Annotated in this window: 15 protein-coding genes; all 15 read left to right on the top strand. The window is 69.9% G+C overall.

The window, feature by feature from the left end:
* Window positions 1–15: 15 nt before the first annotated feature.
* The 15 genes from OG870_RS00580 to OG870_RS00650 all read left to right on the top strand — a co-directional run bounded on the left by OG870_RS00580 (window position 16) and on the right by OG870_RS00650 (window position 13345).
* Window positions 16–237 carry a hypothetical protein gene (locus OG870_RS00580; RefSeq protein ID WP_266845063.1) on the top strand — a complete coding sequence of 74 codons (222 nt, stop codon included), beginning with the start codon at window positions 16–18 and terminating at the stop codon, window positions 235–237.
* Window positions 238–336: 99 nt separating this feature from the next.
* A complete protein-coding gene (locus OG870_RS00585; RefSeq protein WP_266845064.1) occupies window positions 337–903 on the top strand; it encodes a hypothetical protein in 567 nt (188 codons plus the stop codon).
* Between the two features lie 13 nt (window positions 904–916).
* Complete coding sequence (locus OG870_RS00590) at window positions 917–1687, top strand: hypothetical protein (protein ID WP_323180323.1); 771 nt, start codon at window positions 917–919, stop codon at window positions 1685–1687.
* 101 nt (window positions 1688–1788) lie between these two features.
* Window positions 1789–2442: a hypothetical protein gene (locus OG870_RS00595; RefSeq protein WP_327690530.1), complete on the top strand. Its 654-nt coding sequence runs from the start codon at window positions 1789–1791 to the stop codon at window positions 2440–2442.
* A complete protein-coding gene (locus OG870_RS00600; protein WP_266845066.1) occupies window positions 2400–3287 on the top strand; it encodes an ATP/GTP-binding protein in 888 nt (295 codons plus the stop codon). The genes OG870_RS00595 and OG870_RS00600 overlap by 43 nt, the downstream gene beginning before the upstream one ends.
* Window positions 3288–3307: 20 nt before the next feature.
* Complete coding sequence (locus tag OG870_RS00605; protein ID WP_266845067.1) at window positions 3308–4012, top strand: SAF domain-containing protein; 705 nt, start codon at window positions 3308–3310, stop codon at window positions 4010–4012.
* Window positions 4012–4839 carry a hypothetical protein gene (locus tag OG870_RS00610; RefSeq protein ID WP_266845068.1) on the top strand — a complete coding sequence of 276 codons (828 nt, stop codon included), beginning with the start codon at window positions 4012–4014 and terminating at the stop codon, window positions 4837–4839. Before OG870_RS00605 ends, OG870_RS00610 begins: the two co-directional genes overlap by 1 nt.
* Complete coding sequence (locus OG870_RS00615; protein WP_266845069.1) at window positions 4829–6319, top strand: CpaF family protein; 1491 nt, start codon at window positions 4829–4831, stop codon at window positions 6317–6319. The genes OG870_RS00610 and OG870_RS00615 overlap by 11 nt, the downstream gene beginning before the upstream one ends.
* The gene (locus tag OG870_RS00620; RefSeq protein ID WP_266845070.1) at window positions 6316–7266 is read left to right on the top strand and encodes a type II secretion system F family protein; all 951 of its coding nucleotides are present in this window, start codon (window positions 6316–6318) and stop codon (window positions 7264–7266) included. Before OG870_RS00615 ends, OG870_RS00620 begins: the two co-directional genes overlap by 4 nt.
* On the top strand, window positions 7263–8147 hold the full coding sequence (locus OG870_RS00625; RefSeq protein WP_266845071.1) for a type II secretion system F family protein: 885 nt from the start codon (window positions 7263–7265) through the stop codon (window positions 8145–8147). The genes OG870_RS00620 and OG870_RS00625 overlap by 4 nt, the downstream gene beginning before the upstream one ends.
* A 48-nt stretch (window positions 8148–8195) precedes the next feature.
* The gene (locus tag OG870_RS00630) at window positions 8196–8516 is read left to right on the top strand and encodes a hypothetical protein (RefSeq protein ID WP_266845719.1); all 321 of its coding nucleotides are present in this window, start codon (window positions 8196–8198) and stop codon (window positions 8514–8516) included.
* Entirely contained in the window at window positions 8516–8941 is a 426-nt protein-coding gene (locus OG870_RS00635) for a TadE family protein (RefSeq protein ID WP_266927986.1), read from the top strand. Before OG870_RS00630 ends, OG870_RS00635 begins: the two co-directional genes overlap by 1 nt.
* A 14-nt stretch (window positions 8942–8955) precedes the next feature.
* The gene (locus tag OG870_RS00640) at window positions 8956–9399 is read left to right on the top strand and encodes a TadE/TadG family type IV pilus assembly protein (protein WP_266845073.1); all 444 of its coding nucleotides are present in this window, start codon (window positions 8956–8958) and stop codon (window positions 9397–9399) included.
* The gene (locus OG870_RS00645; RefSeq protein ID WP_266845074.1) at window positions 9399–9851 is read left to right on the top strand and encodes a TadE/TadG family type IV pilus assembly protein; all 453 of its coding nucleotides are present in this window, start codon (window positions 9399–9401) and stop codon (window positions 9849–9851) included. Before OG870_RS00640 ends, OG870_RS00645 begins: the two co-directional genes overlap by 1 nt.
* A complete protein-coding gene (locus OG870_RS00650) occupies window positions 9851–13345 on the top strand; it encodes a hypothetical protein (protein ID WP_327690531.1) in 3495 nt (1164 codons plus the stop codon). The genes OG870_RS00645 and OG870_RS00650 overlap by 1 nt, the downstream gene beginning before the upstream one ends.
* Window positions 13346–13717 lie beyond the last annotated feature (372 nt).

Genomic DNA, 13717 nt, shown 5'->3' on the forward strand with positions numbered 1-13717 from the left:
GTTAGGGAACGAAGCATGTTGCACGCGCCTGGTCAGATTCGCACTACAGAACCCGCCATCGACGGGGAGTGGCCCGCCCGGACGCAGGACGTCACATACGTGGGTGACGCGTGCGTGGTCCGCGGGAGCGGCGACTTCGGCCTCGCCGACCTGAGCGCGGTGCGCGGTCGCTTCCCCGGCCGGCACGTCACCCTCGACGGCGACGTGATCACCGTGTGGCCGCCGGTCCGGCAGTAGTGAAACGCGTCCGCTCCCCGTGTCCCCGCTCATGTCGCCGGCGCGGCCCCTGCGCCGCGATGACCACCTCCAGATCCCTCACCGAAAGGAAGCAGCCCTATGACCAGTCGGGACACCACAGCGTTCGGCAGACGCCTCACTGCACTGGCGATCGCCGTCGGCCTTGGCCTGGGCGTCTCCGCCTGCTCGGGCGGCGGCCGGGACCAGGACCGTCCGGCGGCGGCATCGGATGCACGTGGCGGCTCCGCTCTGCACGAGCAGTTGCAGACCGACACGCCTCTGGCCGAACTCCAGGGACAGGGCGGCCTGTCGCTCACGATCACATCAGCCAAGCGGGACCCTGCCGGCTACGTCACCGTCCGCGGCGATCTGAAGAACGACGCGTCCACCGTGGCCGCGGTCCCCGCCGAACTGCGCGGCGACGAGCTGAAGGTACTCAGGACAGGCCCGTCACTGGGTGGGGCGACCCTCGTCGACTTCGCCCACAAGAAGCGCTACTACGTGCTGCGCGACACGGAGGGACGCCCCCTCACCACGACCGGCCTGTCCACGCTGAAGGCCGGCGAAAGCGCCCATGTCTTCATGCAGTTCCCCTCGCCCTCGTCGAGCACGGTCGGATTCCAACTGCCCCTGTTCGACACCGCGAACATCAAGATCAGTGAGTGAGGTGAGCGTCCGCATGACCACCACCCGATCGCGGATCGCCGCTCCGCTCCTCGCCCTCGCAGTCGCGACAAGCATCTGGGCCGGCGGTTCGGCCGGGCAGGCAGCAGCCGCTCCCGGTCCGCGTACAGCCGCATCCAGCGGGCGCGCGCTGCTCGCCATCGACTCGGCCAGTCCCGGACTTACGCTCCATGCCCACGCGACGCTCGCACCGCCCAAGGTTCTCGATCTCGGTTCGCAGCCCGTCGGCATTGGACGGGTGGTCGAGGACCAGGAGGGAGCCGAGCGTAGCGAGGACGCAGGCACACAGGTGACCGTCGATCTGCAGGCGGAGGTGCTCTTCGCCAAGGACAGCGCGCGGCTGAGCAGTTCGGCGCGATCTCGCATCGCCTCCGTTGCCCGGGAGATCGAGCCGCAGGTGGGCACGGTGATCCGGGTGTACGGGTTCACCGACGATGTCGGATCGGCCGCCCAGGCGACGTCCTCTCCCGGCGGCGTGCTGCCGCTGTCCAGGTCGTGCTGGCCGAGGAGCTCAAGGGTGGGGTGGTCAGCTTCGACACGCGCGGGTTGGGCGAGAGGCAGCCGGTGGCCTCCAACACCACCGAGGCTGGCCGTCAGAAGAACCGACGTGTTCGAATCTCGTTTCCTGCCGCAGCGGACTCATCAGGTTCGTTCGGCTCGGCGAACACGCCCTGACGGTGTGCGGGAGCGACGAGTGAAGACACAGAAGTACAAATCGATATCCGGTTCCGAAAGTGACCGGATACGTCCCGAGTTGTGCGAGTGAACTCATCTATCACGCTGGGAAGTTGGCTGGCATATGCGTAACCTTGCGATCACGCAAACGCATTACCGCAGCTGGACCAGGCCGCGGTTCTGGGTCGTCGCATGGCGGAGGCCGGGGGCAGCGGTCGACCGCACCGCGTCGTACGGGGAGACATCGTGACAGCTACACAACGACGCCCATCGGGGCTCACTATCGCCGCTGTTCGCACCCGGAAGCACGCAACTGCGCTGCTCCTCGCCGGAAGCGTGCTGGCGCTGGCCGGCTGTAGCGACAGCGATTCGAACACGTCGTCCAAGCTCAGCCCGACCCCGACGGCTGTCTCGCCGTCTGCCAGTTCGACCGTCGACGCCGAGGGCGCCGCCGTCATCGCGGCGTACACCAGCTCCTGGGACGCGCAGACCGCGGCCTACAGCAAGGCCTCTTCCGCGGGCACCGACTTGAAGAAGAACACCACCTTCAAGGCCCTGGCCGACATCGAGAAGGACCTCTCGGTTATGCGGGAGGCCGGGCAGGTGACGACCGGAAAGCCGGTGATCAGTCCGAAGGTCGTCAAGGTGACCGACGCCAAGGTCCCCACGGCCACGGTCGCGGACTGCGTCGACACCACGCACTGGACACTGATCGACAAGGCATCGAAGAAGAAGGTCCCGCTGCCAACGACGCGGCTCATCAAATACGTCAGCACCGCAACGCTTGAAAAGTGGGGGACGAAGTGGATGGTCACGAAGTTGACCGCTCAAGAGCAGTCCTGCTGACCCGACGTCTCGCCGTACTCACCGGCGCTCTCGTACTGGCCTCGGCGGGTGTCACGCACGCCGGCGACGATCCGGACGTCGGCGCGGGCAAGTGCCAGGTCATCAAGTTCTGTGTCGACGTCGGCGTCGGTGACGAGACCCGAGGCAGCGGCGGGCAGGCGGGTGGCTCGCAGGGCGGCGGTGACGGCAGCGACAGCAAGGTGAAGTGCACCTACACCAAGGTCGATCCGAAGCCTCCAGCCAACCACCCGGCTTGGAAGGGCGAAGACCCCAAGAAGAACGACCTGTACCTGATGGAGTGTTCGGACGGCGGTCAGGACAACCCGGCCAGCTTCGTTGTCGTGCGCACAGGCCAGGCTCCTGCGCCGCAGGTCGACCCGCAGGTGCTGGCCCAGCGCGCGGTGGATTCCATGACGCTGCTCGGTCCGGACCTCGCCAGCCCGCGCGCGGCGGGGAAGTACACCGTGGGTGTCCCGATGTGGATGTGGGTCAACGAGAGCGCCACGACGTACGGACCGAACACCGCATCGGCTACGGCGGGCGGGGTCACCGTCACCGCGACCGCGAAGGTGTCGAAGATCGTGTGGGCGATGGGCGACGGCGCCTCCGTGACCTGCAATGGCCCGGGCACGCCCTACACATCGTCGGAGGGCATGGCCGAGTCCCCGACCTGCGGACACGTGTACGCCAAGACCTCGGCCAGTGCCCAGAGCGGCAAGTTCCCCGTGACCGCGACCTCGACGTGGACGATCAACTGGCAGGGCGGCGGACAAGCCGGCCAGCTCACCGAGGTCCGGCAGACCAACGTGCAAGTGGCGATCGGCGAAGTCCAGGTCGTCAGGTAGCGCCGCCGGAAGGACAAACCGTGAGCAAGACGAAAGAACGTGCAGACACAGCCCCGAACGGTGTCCCGCAGCCGGGGCGCGTGGCCGGACCGGTGGCGCCGCCGCGGGTGTCGGCTCGTAGGCGACGACCAGGCGTTATTGCCCTGTCGCTGGCGCTGATCGCCGCCGGTGGGGCGGGAGTTGCCGTCCTGCTGCTGCAGGTCGGCAACCGCACGGACGTGGTGACCGTGGTCCGCGACGTGCAGGTCGGCCAGGTCCTCACCGAGGACGACCTGGGCAGGGCGTCCGTCGCCCTGGACCCGGCCGTCAAGGCGGTGCGCGCCGACGACCTGAAGTCTGTGGTGGGCAAGCGGGCCGCGGTGGAGCTCAAGCCGGGCGCCATGCTCGCCCCCTCGCAGGTGACGAAGGACAACCTGGTGAAGGCCGGTGAGCAGTTGGTGCCGATCGGTCTGGAGCCCAAGCAGATCCCGGCCACCGCGCTGGTGCCGGGCCAGAGGGTAGAGCTGGTGCATGTCCCGGCCCAGGGCACCACGGACACGGGCAAGACGTCCGACGCCGCGCCGCAGACCATCGACGGCCAGGTGGTGAAGGTGTCAAGCGCCGCCCCCGGTACGGGAATCGTGGTCGTCGACGTTGCCACCTCCGCCACCGACGGCCCCACGGCCGCCGCATGGGAGGCAGCCGGCACCCTGCGCCTGGTACTCGCTGCCCCGGACGGCAACTGATGGCCGTGATCGCGCTCGCCGGGTGCAGCGGCGCACCCGGCGTGACCACCAGCGCGCTGGCCCTGCTGCTGTCGTGGCCGCTGGAGGCGGACCGGCGGATGATCCTGGCCGAGTGCGACCCGGACGGCGGAGCCGTGCTGCACGGGCTGCTGCAGGGCACCCTCGGCGACCGGTACGGGCTGCGCAACCTCAGTGTTGCTGCCCGCAAAGGCGAGTTCAGCGATGCCTTCTGGCGCCAGCTGATCGACCTGAGCAGCGATGACGGCAAACAGGAGTCACCGCGCGACCGGCTGCTGCTGCCCGGCCTCACCGACCCCGCGCAGTCAGCAAGCCTCGGCCAGGTCTGGAAAGTCCTGGCGCAGATGTTCCGCGGCATCGAGGCCGAGAGCGGCCACGACGTCCTGATCGACCTCGGCCGCCATGGCGCGTACGGCCCCTCCGGGGTCCTGGCCGAGCAGGCCGACGCCACCTTCGTGGTGGTCCGCAACACCCTGCGCTGCCTGCAGGCGGCAGAGGGCCGGGTGCGGGCACTGGAGGAGCGCGTCGGCGACGTCAGCGTGCTACTGATCAACGAGGGCCCCTACCCCGCGGGCGAGGTGCAGCGCGTTTTGCAGGTGCCGGTGGTCGCCACCCTGCCGCATGCGCCGGACGACGCCCGCGTGCTGTCCGACGGCGCCGAACAGCCCCGTCGGTTCACCAAGTCGCCGCTGATGAAGGCCGCCCGCACGACCAGCACGCTGCTGGTCCAGCGGGCCGCCCTGCGGCGGGCCCGCCTCGATCCACGCAGTCTGCGCGCAGCAGGCGGGGAGGTGACCCATGCACGCTAGGCCCCTGCACCCCGACCCCACCGTGGCGCCGCTGCCCCAGGAGTGGGGACAGCAGACGAACGGTGCACCGGCACCTGCCGGTGCTGCCGAAAGTACGCAGGTGCTGGGTATGGCGGCTCCGCAGATCACCGTCGACTACCGGGTGGCCCGGGAGATTGCGTCCCAGGTCGCCAAGCAGCGCGAGGAACTACTCAAGACCAAGCCCGATATGGACCGGGCCAGCGAAGAGCAGCGGTGCCTGAACTGGATCGCCGAGGCTGTCGCGCTGTGGTCGGACGCCCAGGCGATGACGCCGCAGGAAGACGAGGCGCTGCGGCGTGCCGTGTACGACCTGCTGTTTCGGGCCGGCCGGCTGCAGCCGTACCTCGACGATGAACGGGTCGAGGACATCATCATCCAGGGTCCGCACGAGGTGTGGCTCGACTACGGCGACGGCGAACGCCGCCGGGTCGGCCCGATCGCGGACTCCGAAGAGGAACTGCTGGAGCTGCTGCGGGAGTTGGCCCGGGGCGGCTCCGGGCACAGTGAGCGCACCATCTCCACCGCGAACCCCACCCTCGCCCTGTCCCTGCAGGACGGCTCCCGCCTCCAGGCCATCACCGGGCTCGGGCCGATGACCTATGCCGTCATCCGCCGGCACCGGGTCTCCCACGCCGACCTCGACGACATGGTCCGGCTGGGCACCATCGACCCGATCCTGCGCGAGTTCCTCGGCGCGTGCGTACGCGCCGAGAAGAACATCATGATCGCAGGCAAGCAGAAGGCCGGGAAGACCACGCTGCTGCGGGCGATGCTCAAGGAGTTCGACCCGGAGTGCCGGTTTGCGACCATCCAGACCGAGGACGAACTCTTCGCCCACGCCAACGGCTACCACCGCCAGGTTGTCTCACTGGTCGGCCGTGAGTCCAACGGGGAGAAGGACGTCACCGGGCGTGGCGCCGGTGAGATCACGCTCCTGGATTTGATGCATCCCGCGCTGCGGATGTCGCTGGAGCGGATCGTGGTCGGCGAGGTCCGCGGCCCCGAAGTCGTCGCCATGATGCAGGCGTTGACGAACGGCTCGGGCGGCAACCTGTGCACCATCCACGCGCGTCGCCCCGACATCATCTTCGACCGGATCGCCGAGCTGTATGCACTCGCCCAGGAGAACCTGTCCGAGCAGCTCGCCTACCGGCAGACCGCCAACGGCCTGGACTTCATCGTGTACGTCGACATGACGGATGAGACGCAGATCGGCGGCCGCCGCCACCGCTACGTCTCGCACGTCCTGGAGCTGACGGGGATCGGCGAGATGGGCCGGCCCGCCACCAATGAGATCTTCTCCCCCGGCCGTGAGTGGGGGGATCTGCGGGCGGTGCCGAGGATGGACCCGGGCTGCGTCGATGACCTGCGCCGCGTCGGCTTCGACTCAGGCCTGCTGCAGGAGGCGTATGGGGCCTGGCCGGCGCCGCTGCCGCTGAAGGTGGGGGCGGGCCGATGACGCTGCTGTTCGGATTGCTCAGCGGGATGGCCGTGGTCGGCGGGCTGATCGGTGTCGTGGCGGGTTGCGTGGGCACCACGGCGCCGCGCCGGGCTCCGCTGCACCTGCGCTGGCAGGCCCCGCGCGCCGGGAAGGAGCAATCCGAGGACGTCCGGATGCGTCGGCGGACCCTCGCGGTCGCGGCGGTGGTGGTGTTCGGGGCCGTGTGGCTGTTTTCCGGGAACTTCGTGGGCGGCGTGCTGGTCGGGTCGGCCGTCATCGGCGTGCCGTGGCTGACTGCGTCGGCCCGGATGGCGCAGGACCGCATTGGCCAGTTGGAGGGCTTAAGCGAGTGGACGCAGCGGCTGGCCGGTCTGCTGCGGCTGGGCATGGGACTGGAACAGGCGATGGTCACCAGCCGTCAGGGGGCGCCGGACGAACTCGCCGGGCAGATCATCAATCTGTCCGACCGGCTTCGCCTGGGCTGGCGGCCGGAACTGGCGCTGCGCGCCTTCGGTGATGAGCTCAACGACATCACCTCAGACAAGGTCATCGCCGCGCTCATTCTGTCCGTCAACGACCGCGGGCCGGGCTTGGCCCAGGCACTGGAGGACTTGGCGGGCACGGTCCGTAGCGAAGTCGCGGGGAAGCGGAGCATCGAGGCCGACCGGGCCAAGTCGCGTACCACGGTGCGGTGGATGACCATCATCACCGTCGGGGTGGTCGCGGCCGGGTTCTTCGTGCCGTCCTACACCAAGCCGTACGCCACGCTGCTGGGACAACTGGTGCTCGCCTTTATTGCCGCCGGGTTCATCGGCGTGCTCGCCCTGATGCGCCAGCTCGGCTTGTTCCGCCGCATCCCGCGTTTCCTCCTTCCCGACCCGGCCAGCACCGTCCGACTTCCTGCGCCCGCGCCGGAACCGGATCTGCCGATCGCCGCCCGGGAGCCGGAAGGAGCCGCCTCGTGAACGTGCTTCCCGTTGTCCTCACCGGCGGCACCCTCGGCGCCGGCGTCGCGCTGCTGATCCGGGAACTCCTGCAGCCCCAGCCCGCGTTGGCGCCGGCCCTGAAGCGCAGCGCCCCGGGCACCTTGACGATGCCCGAGCCGGAGCTGGACCGCGAAGAGCGGTGGGGCCGGTGGCTGCTGGCCCGCCTCGAGCGGCTCCCGGGCGTGCGGGTCCCCACCACGAACCTGGCCCTGCTCGGGCAGGGGCCGGGCCAGTTCATGCTTAAAAAGACTGCGCTCGCCGCGCTGGGTCTGCTCTGCCCGGTGATCGCGACGATTCCGTGGATCATCGCAGGTGTGGGCCTGCCGTTCTACGTGCCCGCCGGCGTCGGACTCATCATCGCCGCCCTGCTGTTCATCACCCCGGATCTCGCGGTGCGGGACCAGGCCAAACGGGCCCGGGAGGAGTTCGCGCACGCACTGTCCGCCTACCTCGACCTGGTCGCCCTCAAGCGGGCCGCCGACGCCGGCCCCGCCGAGGCGCTGGAAAAGGCCGCCGAGGTCGGCGAGGGCTGGCCCTTCCTGTATCTGCAGGGCGCACTGCGCCGGGCCCGGCTGGAGAAGATCCCGCCGTATCAAGCACTCACGGAACTCGCCCACGAGTACGACCTGCCCGTCCTCGACGACGTCGCCGACATCATGCGCGGCTCGGCGACCGACGGCGCCGCCGTCTACAAGGCGCTGCGGGCCCGCACCGCCGCGCTCAACGCCGAACTGCTCGCCGATCAGGCCGCCGAGGCCAACACGGCCAGCGAAAAGATGACCGCGCCAGGGGCCCTCCTGGCCGTCCTGGTGATGCTCTTGATGGCTTTCCCCGCAGTGATCCGCATGCTCACCGTCTGAGACCACCCACTCGTTCAACTCGGTCAACGCTCGAGAGAGGTATGGAACATGAAGCTCACCGCAGCCCGCACCCGCCGTGCTGTGCTCCGCGCGACCACGCACCCGCACACCGGCCCCTACACCACATCGCGCGGACCGGGACGTGGCCGACGGGGAGCACACGCCTGGGAGCGCGCGAATCGTGCGGTCCTCCGGCTGACCACGCGCGTACAGGAGGGCCTTGAGGAGGCCGCCCGCCGACCGGACCGGGGCGACATCTCCACCACGACCGTCATCATCTGGGTGGCCGCCGTCACCGGCGCCGTTCTCATCGCCGGGACCATCGCCGTCGTGATCAACAAGTACAACGGCAAGCTCAACGGCCTGTGATGAAGCCTCCCGAGCGACTGCAGGACTGGTGGCAGGGGCGAAGATGGCGCGAGGACCGTGGGGACACCAGTATCCAGATGGCGATCATCTTCCCGTTCGTGCTGCTCGCCACGGTCGCCGTCATCCAGGCCTCCATGTGGTACTACGCCCGGCAGATCGCCCTGACCGCTGCCCGTGAGGGCCTCACCGCTGCCCGCGCCTACGATTCCAGCCCGGCTGACGGTGCGGCCCAGGCGCGAACCGTGCTGGGGCGCACCGCGGGTGACAGCCTGCGCGGCTACAGCGTCTCCGCGAGCAGCAGTGGGCAGCGCGTTCAGGTTCAGGTGTCCGGCACGGCCCTGTCGATGATTCCTGGCGTGTCGGGCCTGCAGGTCAGCCAGTCGGCGTCCGGCCCCGTGGAGCGCTGGACGGTCCCGGGGGAGTGAATCACGTGCGATCCATGGCCCGCTGGGCTCGCAGACTGCGCAGCGATGAGGGCAGTGCCGCGATCGAGGCGGCGATCGTCCTCCCGGCATTGATCATGTTTCTGTGTCTGGCGATCGCCGGCGGCCGGATCGTCACCTCCGGCGCGAAGATCGACTCTGCGGCCGAGGACGCGGCGCGGGAGGCGTCCATCCACCGCACAGCGGCCACCGCCCAGAGTGCCGCGCAGTCGGCGGCAGCCGAGTCCCTCAATGACCAGGGCATCAGGTGCGCGTCGACATCCGTCAACATCAACACCGGTGGTCTCAGCGTGCCCGTGGGACAGGTCGGCACCGTCACCGTGACGGTGACCTGCACGGTCAATCTGGCAGACCTCCTGCTTCCGGGCGTGCCAGGAGCCAAGACACTCACCTCGACGGCGACCTCGGTAGTGGACCAGTACAGGCAGCGGGGTGACTGATGACCGTCCGTCAAATGTGCCTGGGGCGAGTGCGGCTGGACGACCGGGGAGGCATCACGGTGTTCGTCGCGGTGTGTGTCATCGCGCTGCTCGGGATCATCGGCGTCGCCGTCGACGGCGGCAGCACGATGCGGGCCACGGAACGCGCGGACTACATCGCCGGCGAAGCCGCGCGGGCCGGCGGGCAGGCCATCGATCCGGCCGACGCGATCAGCGGGAGGGCGACCGTCGTGGATCCGCAGGCCGCGGCCGCCGCAGCCCAGGCCTACTTGCGCTCCGCCGGTGCCACCGGCACGGTCAGCGTGTCCGGCCACGACAAGACCCTCACCGTCACGGTCACCGGCACCTACGACACGAAGTTCCTGTCCGTGGCGGGGATCGGCTCGCTGTCGGTGACCGGCCACGGCAAGGCCACCCTCCTGCATGGCGTCACGGCTCCCGAAGGAAACTGATGAGCACCACCCCCTCCCCCACCGCAACCGCCGGCCGCACCCTGGCGCGGGTCTGCAAGGCCCTGCTGAGCGCGGTGGTGCTGGCGGTCGCGGTCGCCGGGCTGCCGCTGCTGCTGGCCTGGGCCACCCCGGTCATCTGGGCTGCCACCCACGACGACGCCCTGCACCTGCTGGACCGGCAGGACACCGGCAGCGTGTTCCTGCTGCTGCTCGTCGCGGTGGGCTGGATCGGCTGGGCGCAGTTCAGCTTCTGCACCGTGCGCGAGCTGATCGCGCAGGTGCGGGGCCGTACCTGGCATGCCCCGCGCGGGATGGGCGCCTCGCAGCGCGCCGCCGCTCTCCTGATCGGCAGCATCCTGGTGCTGCTGCCCACCAGCTCGGCGCTGGCCTCCGACGCCCAGGCCGCCCCGGCCACCACGGCGGCCCCCGTCCCCGGCCAGACCCACACGCCGCAGACCACCGCGACCGAGCAGGCTCAGACGCCTGCGGCGAGCACACCGGCGTCCCGCTCGACATACACGGTGCGCGAGACGCGGCCCGCCCAGAGTCTGTGGGGCGTCGCCGAGAAGGAGCTGGGAGACGGCGAGCGGTGGCGGGAGATCGCCGACCTGAACGAGGGCCGGACCATGGTCGACGGCACGGTCTTCCGCGCGAACAGCTTTCTGCAACCCGGCTGGCAGCTCCAGATGCCCGAGACCGCTCCGGCCGCGGGAGGCTTCCGCACGCAGCTGGGTGACAGCGCTCCGGCCGGCGACGAGAAGGGGCGGCACGTCGTCACGGTCCACTCGGGCGACTACCTGTCGAAGATCGCCGAGAAGGAGCTCGGCGACGGCGACGCATGGCCGCAGCTGTTCGAGGCCAGCCAGGGCAAGCCGCAGCCGCATGGCCTGCCCGAGATCACCGACCCCGACGTCATCCGCCCCGGGCAGCAGGTCACCGTGCCCGGTGCCCCAACCGGCCAGCCGCCCCAAGACCGAGACCAGGGTGAGGAGTCGGGCAGCCAGGAAACCACTCCCCCCACCCCTCAGAACCCCGACGGCATGCAGAAGCCGGGCGACGACTCGGGGGATGCACAGGCCCCCGCGCCCAGCCAGACCCGGGCGCCCACACCGCAGTCGTCGGCGCCCAGCACACCGTCCAGCCGCCCGGCCGAGCAGCCCGGGCAAGGCCAGTCCTCGCCGTCCGCAGCGGCGACCGCGACGCCCGAACCCAGCGCCAGCGCCCCGGCTTCCGCCCCCTCCCCGTCGGCGTCGGCGCAGCCGGACGGCTCCGCTTCCCCTTCCCCCGCTGCTCCCGCGACCCAGACCCCGGCGACGGCCCCGGCCAGCAGCCCGCTGAACCTGCGCATCGTGCTCGGCGCCGGCGCGCTGCTCGCTGCCGCGATCACCGGGGCGCTCGCCCTGCGCAGGACGCTGCAGCGGCGCCGCCGCAAGCCGGGCGAGAAGATCGCCATCGCGTCGCAGACGTCCGTCGCGGAGGCCCAGTTGGCGGCGGCCGCCGAGCCCGGCGGCGCTTGCCGTCTGGATGTGGCGCTGCGGACCCTGGCCCACCACCTGGCCCAGCAGGAGGAGGACGACGCGGTCCTGCCGCCGCTGCGGGCCGCCCGGATCGGGACCCGTACGGTGGAGGTGCTGCCCGAGGACCTCACCCAGGAACCGGTAGCCCCCTTCACTAGCGGGCAGGGCGGATGGTGGGCCCTGCCCGCCGATGCCGCGCTCCTGGACAAGGAGATGGCCCGGGACGTACCGGCGCCGTATCCGGGGCTGGTCACAATCGGCAGCACCGCGGCGGGCGACCTGCTGCTGCACAACCTCGCCGGGCTGCCCGCGCTGTTGCTGGACGGCAACCCGCTCCACATCACCGAGGTGTGCACCTCACTCGCCCTGGAACTCGGCATGAGCCCCTGGGCGGCCGAAGTCGAGGTCGTCACCGTGGGGTTCGGCGAGGACCTGCCACAACTGCTGCCCACCGCGCGGATCGCCCACATGCGCCAGCCCGCACACGCACTGCGCGACCTGAGCGAACGCCTCCTGGAAGCACACCAGATGCCCGAAACCCAGCATCAGCCGTATCTGCTGCTGTGCGCTGCCCCCCTGGACGAGGACACCGCCTGGCAGTTCGCCGACCTGATCGACCGGGCGGGGACAGTGCCCGTCACCCTGATCGCCCCAGCGAGCACGGCGGCCACTCACTTCCCTGAGGCGGAGATCCTCAACGCCTCCACCAGCGAACCGCAAACCCTCGACCACGCCGGCACCGACATCACAGTGCAACGCCTTCAGCACGCCGCCTACCTCCACATCACCACCGCCCTGAAGGTGTCCGGGCAGCCGCCCCACCCGGCCGACGGACCCTGGCAGGACGTCCCGGACGAACCCGACAGCATGCCGCAGACCCAGCAGGCATCGCCGGACCAGCCCAACGCGCCCGCAACCCCCGCCCCGATCCCCTCGCCGACAGCGGCAACGGAGGTGAACGGCGAGGTCTTCCCGGCCCTGCTCACCGCCAGCACCGACCCATCCGGGCTCCGCCCCCTCTCCCCCACCACATCGCCGACCGGACACGAGGACAAGACCGGCCCCGGCACCGACACAGCGGTGCCTTCGCTCCCGGCGCCCGCGGCTGCCGCCGATTCCACCGCCGCAGCAGGGGCCGCAGAAGCTGACGACCCAGCACCCTCCGCCGACAAACCCACAGTGCCGGTCGCGGAAGAGCGCGAGGCGCACGACCTGCACGCCCCCGAGATCCGGGTCCTGGGGCCGGTTGAGGTGACGGGCGTGGACAGCACCGGCCACGGGCCGAGGATGGCGCAGCTGGCCGCGCTGTTGTATTTTCGGCCCGGGCGAAATGCGGATGTCCTGTGTGCCGACATGGATCCCATCAACCCCTGGTCGACAAGCACCCTCAACGCGCGGATGCAGGGCCTGCGCAGCTCCCTGGGCAGCGACTCGACGGGCAACGTCTACGTACCACGCCGCAAAACGGGTGAGGACCCCTACCGGCTCACTGCCGCCGTGCGCTGCGACTGGACGCATTTCCTCCAACTCGTCGAACGCGCACTGCCGCAGGGCCCATCCGGCCTGACCGACCTGGAACAGGCACTCACCTTGGTGCGCGGCCGGCCGTTCGGAGGCAAGGCCCTGCCCTGGGCCGAGCCCTACCAGCAGGAAATGGTCACCCGCATCATCGACGTGGCCCACACGGTGGCCACCTACCGCACGCCCGCCGGCCCGCACCACGATCTCAGCGCCGCCCGCCAGGCCATCGCGACCGGCCTCGAGGTTGATGATTCCGCCGAGCTCTTGTACCGGGACTGGATACGCCTCGAAGCCGCACGCGGCAACCGCAGCGGCCTGCACACCGCCATCACCCGCATTCAACACGTCAACGCCGCACTGGACTGCTCCCTCGAAACGGAAACCACCCACCTCATCAACAAACTCCTCAACACCCCAGACACGACGGTACGCAACGCAGGACCCGCGATTTCGTGAACAATTCCACGTGACCATGAGCGCCGATCGAACATTCCCGCGTGATCATGGACAGCGGTAACGTTCAGCGGCTGTCACTTGCCGCCCGTTGGCGATCTTCCCGTTTGGGACGCCAGCCGGGTCGAACCCAACCGGTTGCCGGCGCCTTCGGCCCGGAGTCCCGTCGGGCCCGCACAGGGCCTCGGGGCTTGTCTCCCCCACCACGCTCGTACGGCAGCAGCGCATCCTTCAGGATGGCGCACTACGGTCCGGTCGGCCGGGATCCTGGTTCTTTCTTCAAAGGACCAGAGTAGCCAATGATCATCCTGGACACCTGCGTGATACGAAGCATGGGACTCGACAGCAGCGAGGCGCACTTGCACCACGCCATCC

Origin of the sequence: Streptomyces sp. NBC_00461 (genome assembly GCF_036013935.1) — a bacterium.
In the GTDB taxonomy this organism is placed as follows: Bacteria; Actinomycetota; Actinomycetes; order Streptomycetales; family Streptomycetaceae; genus Streptomyces.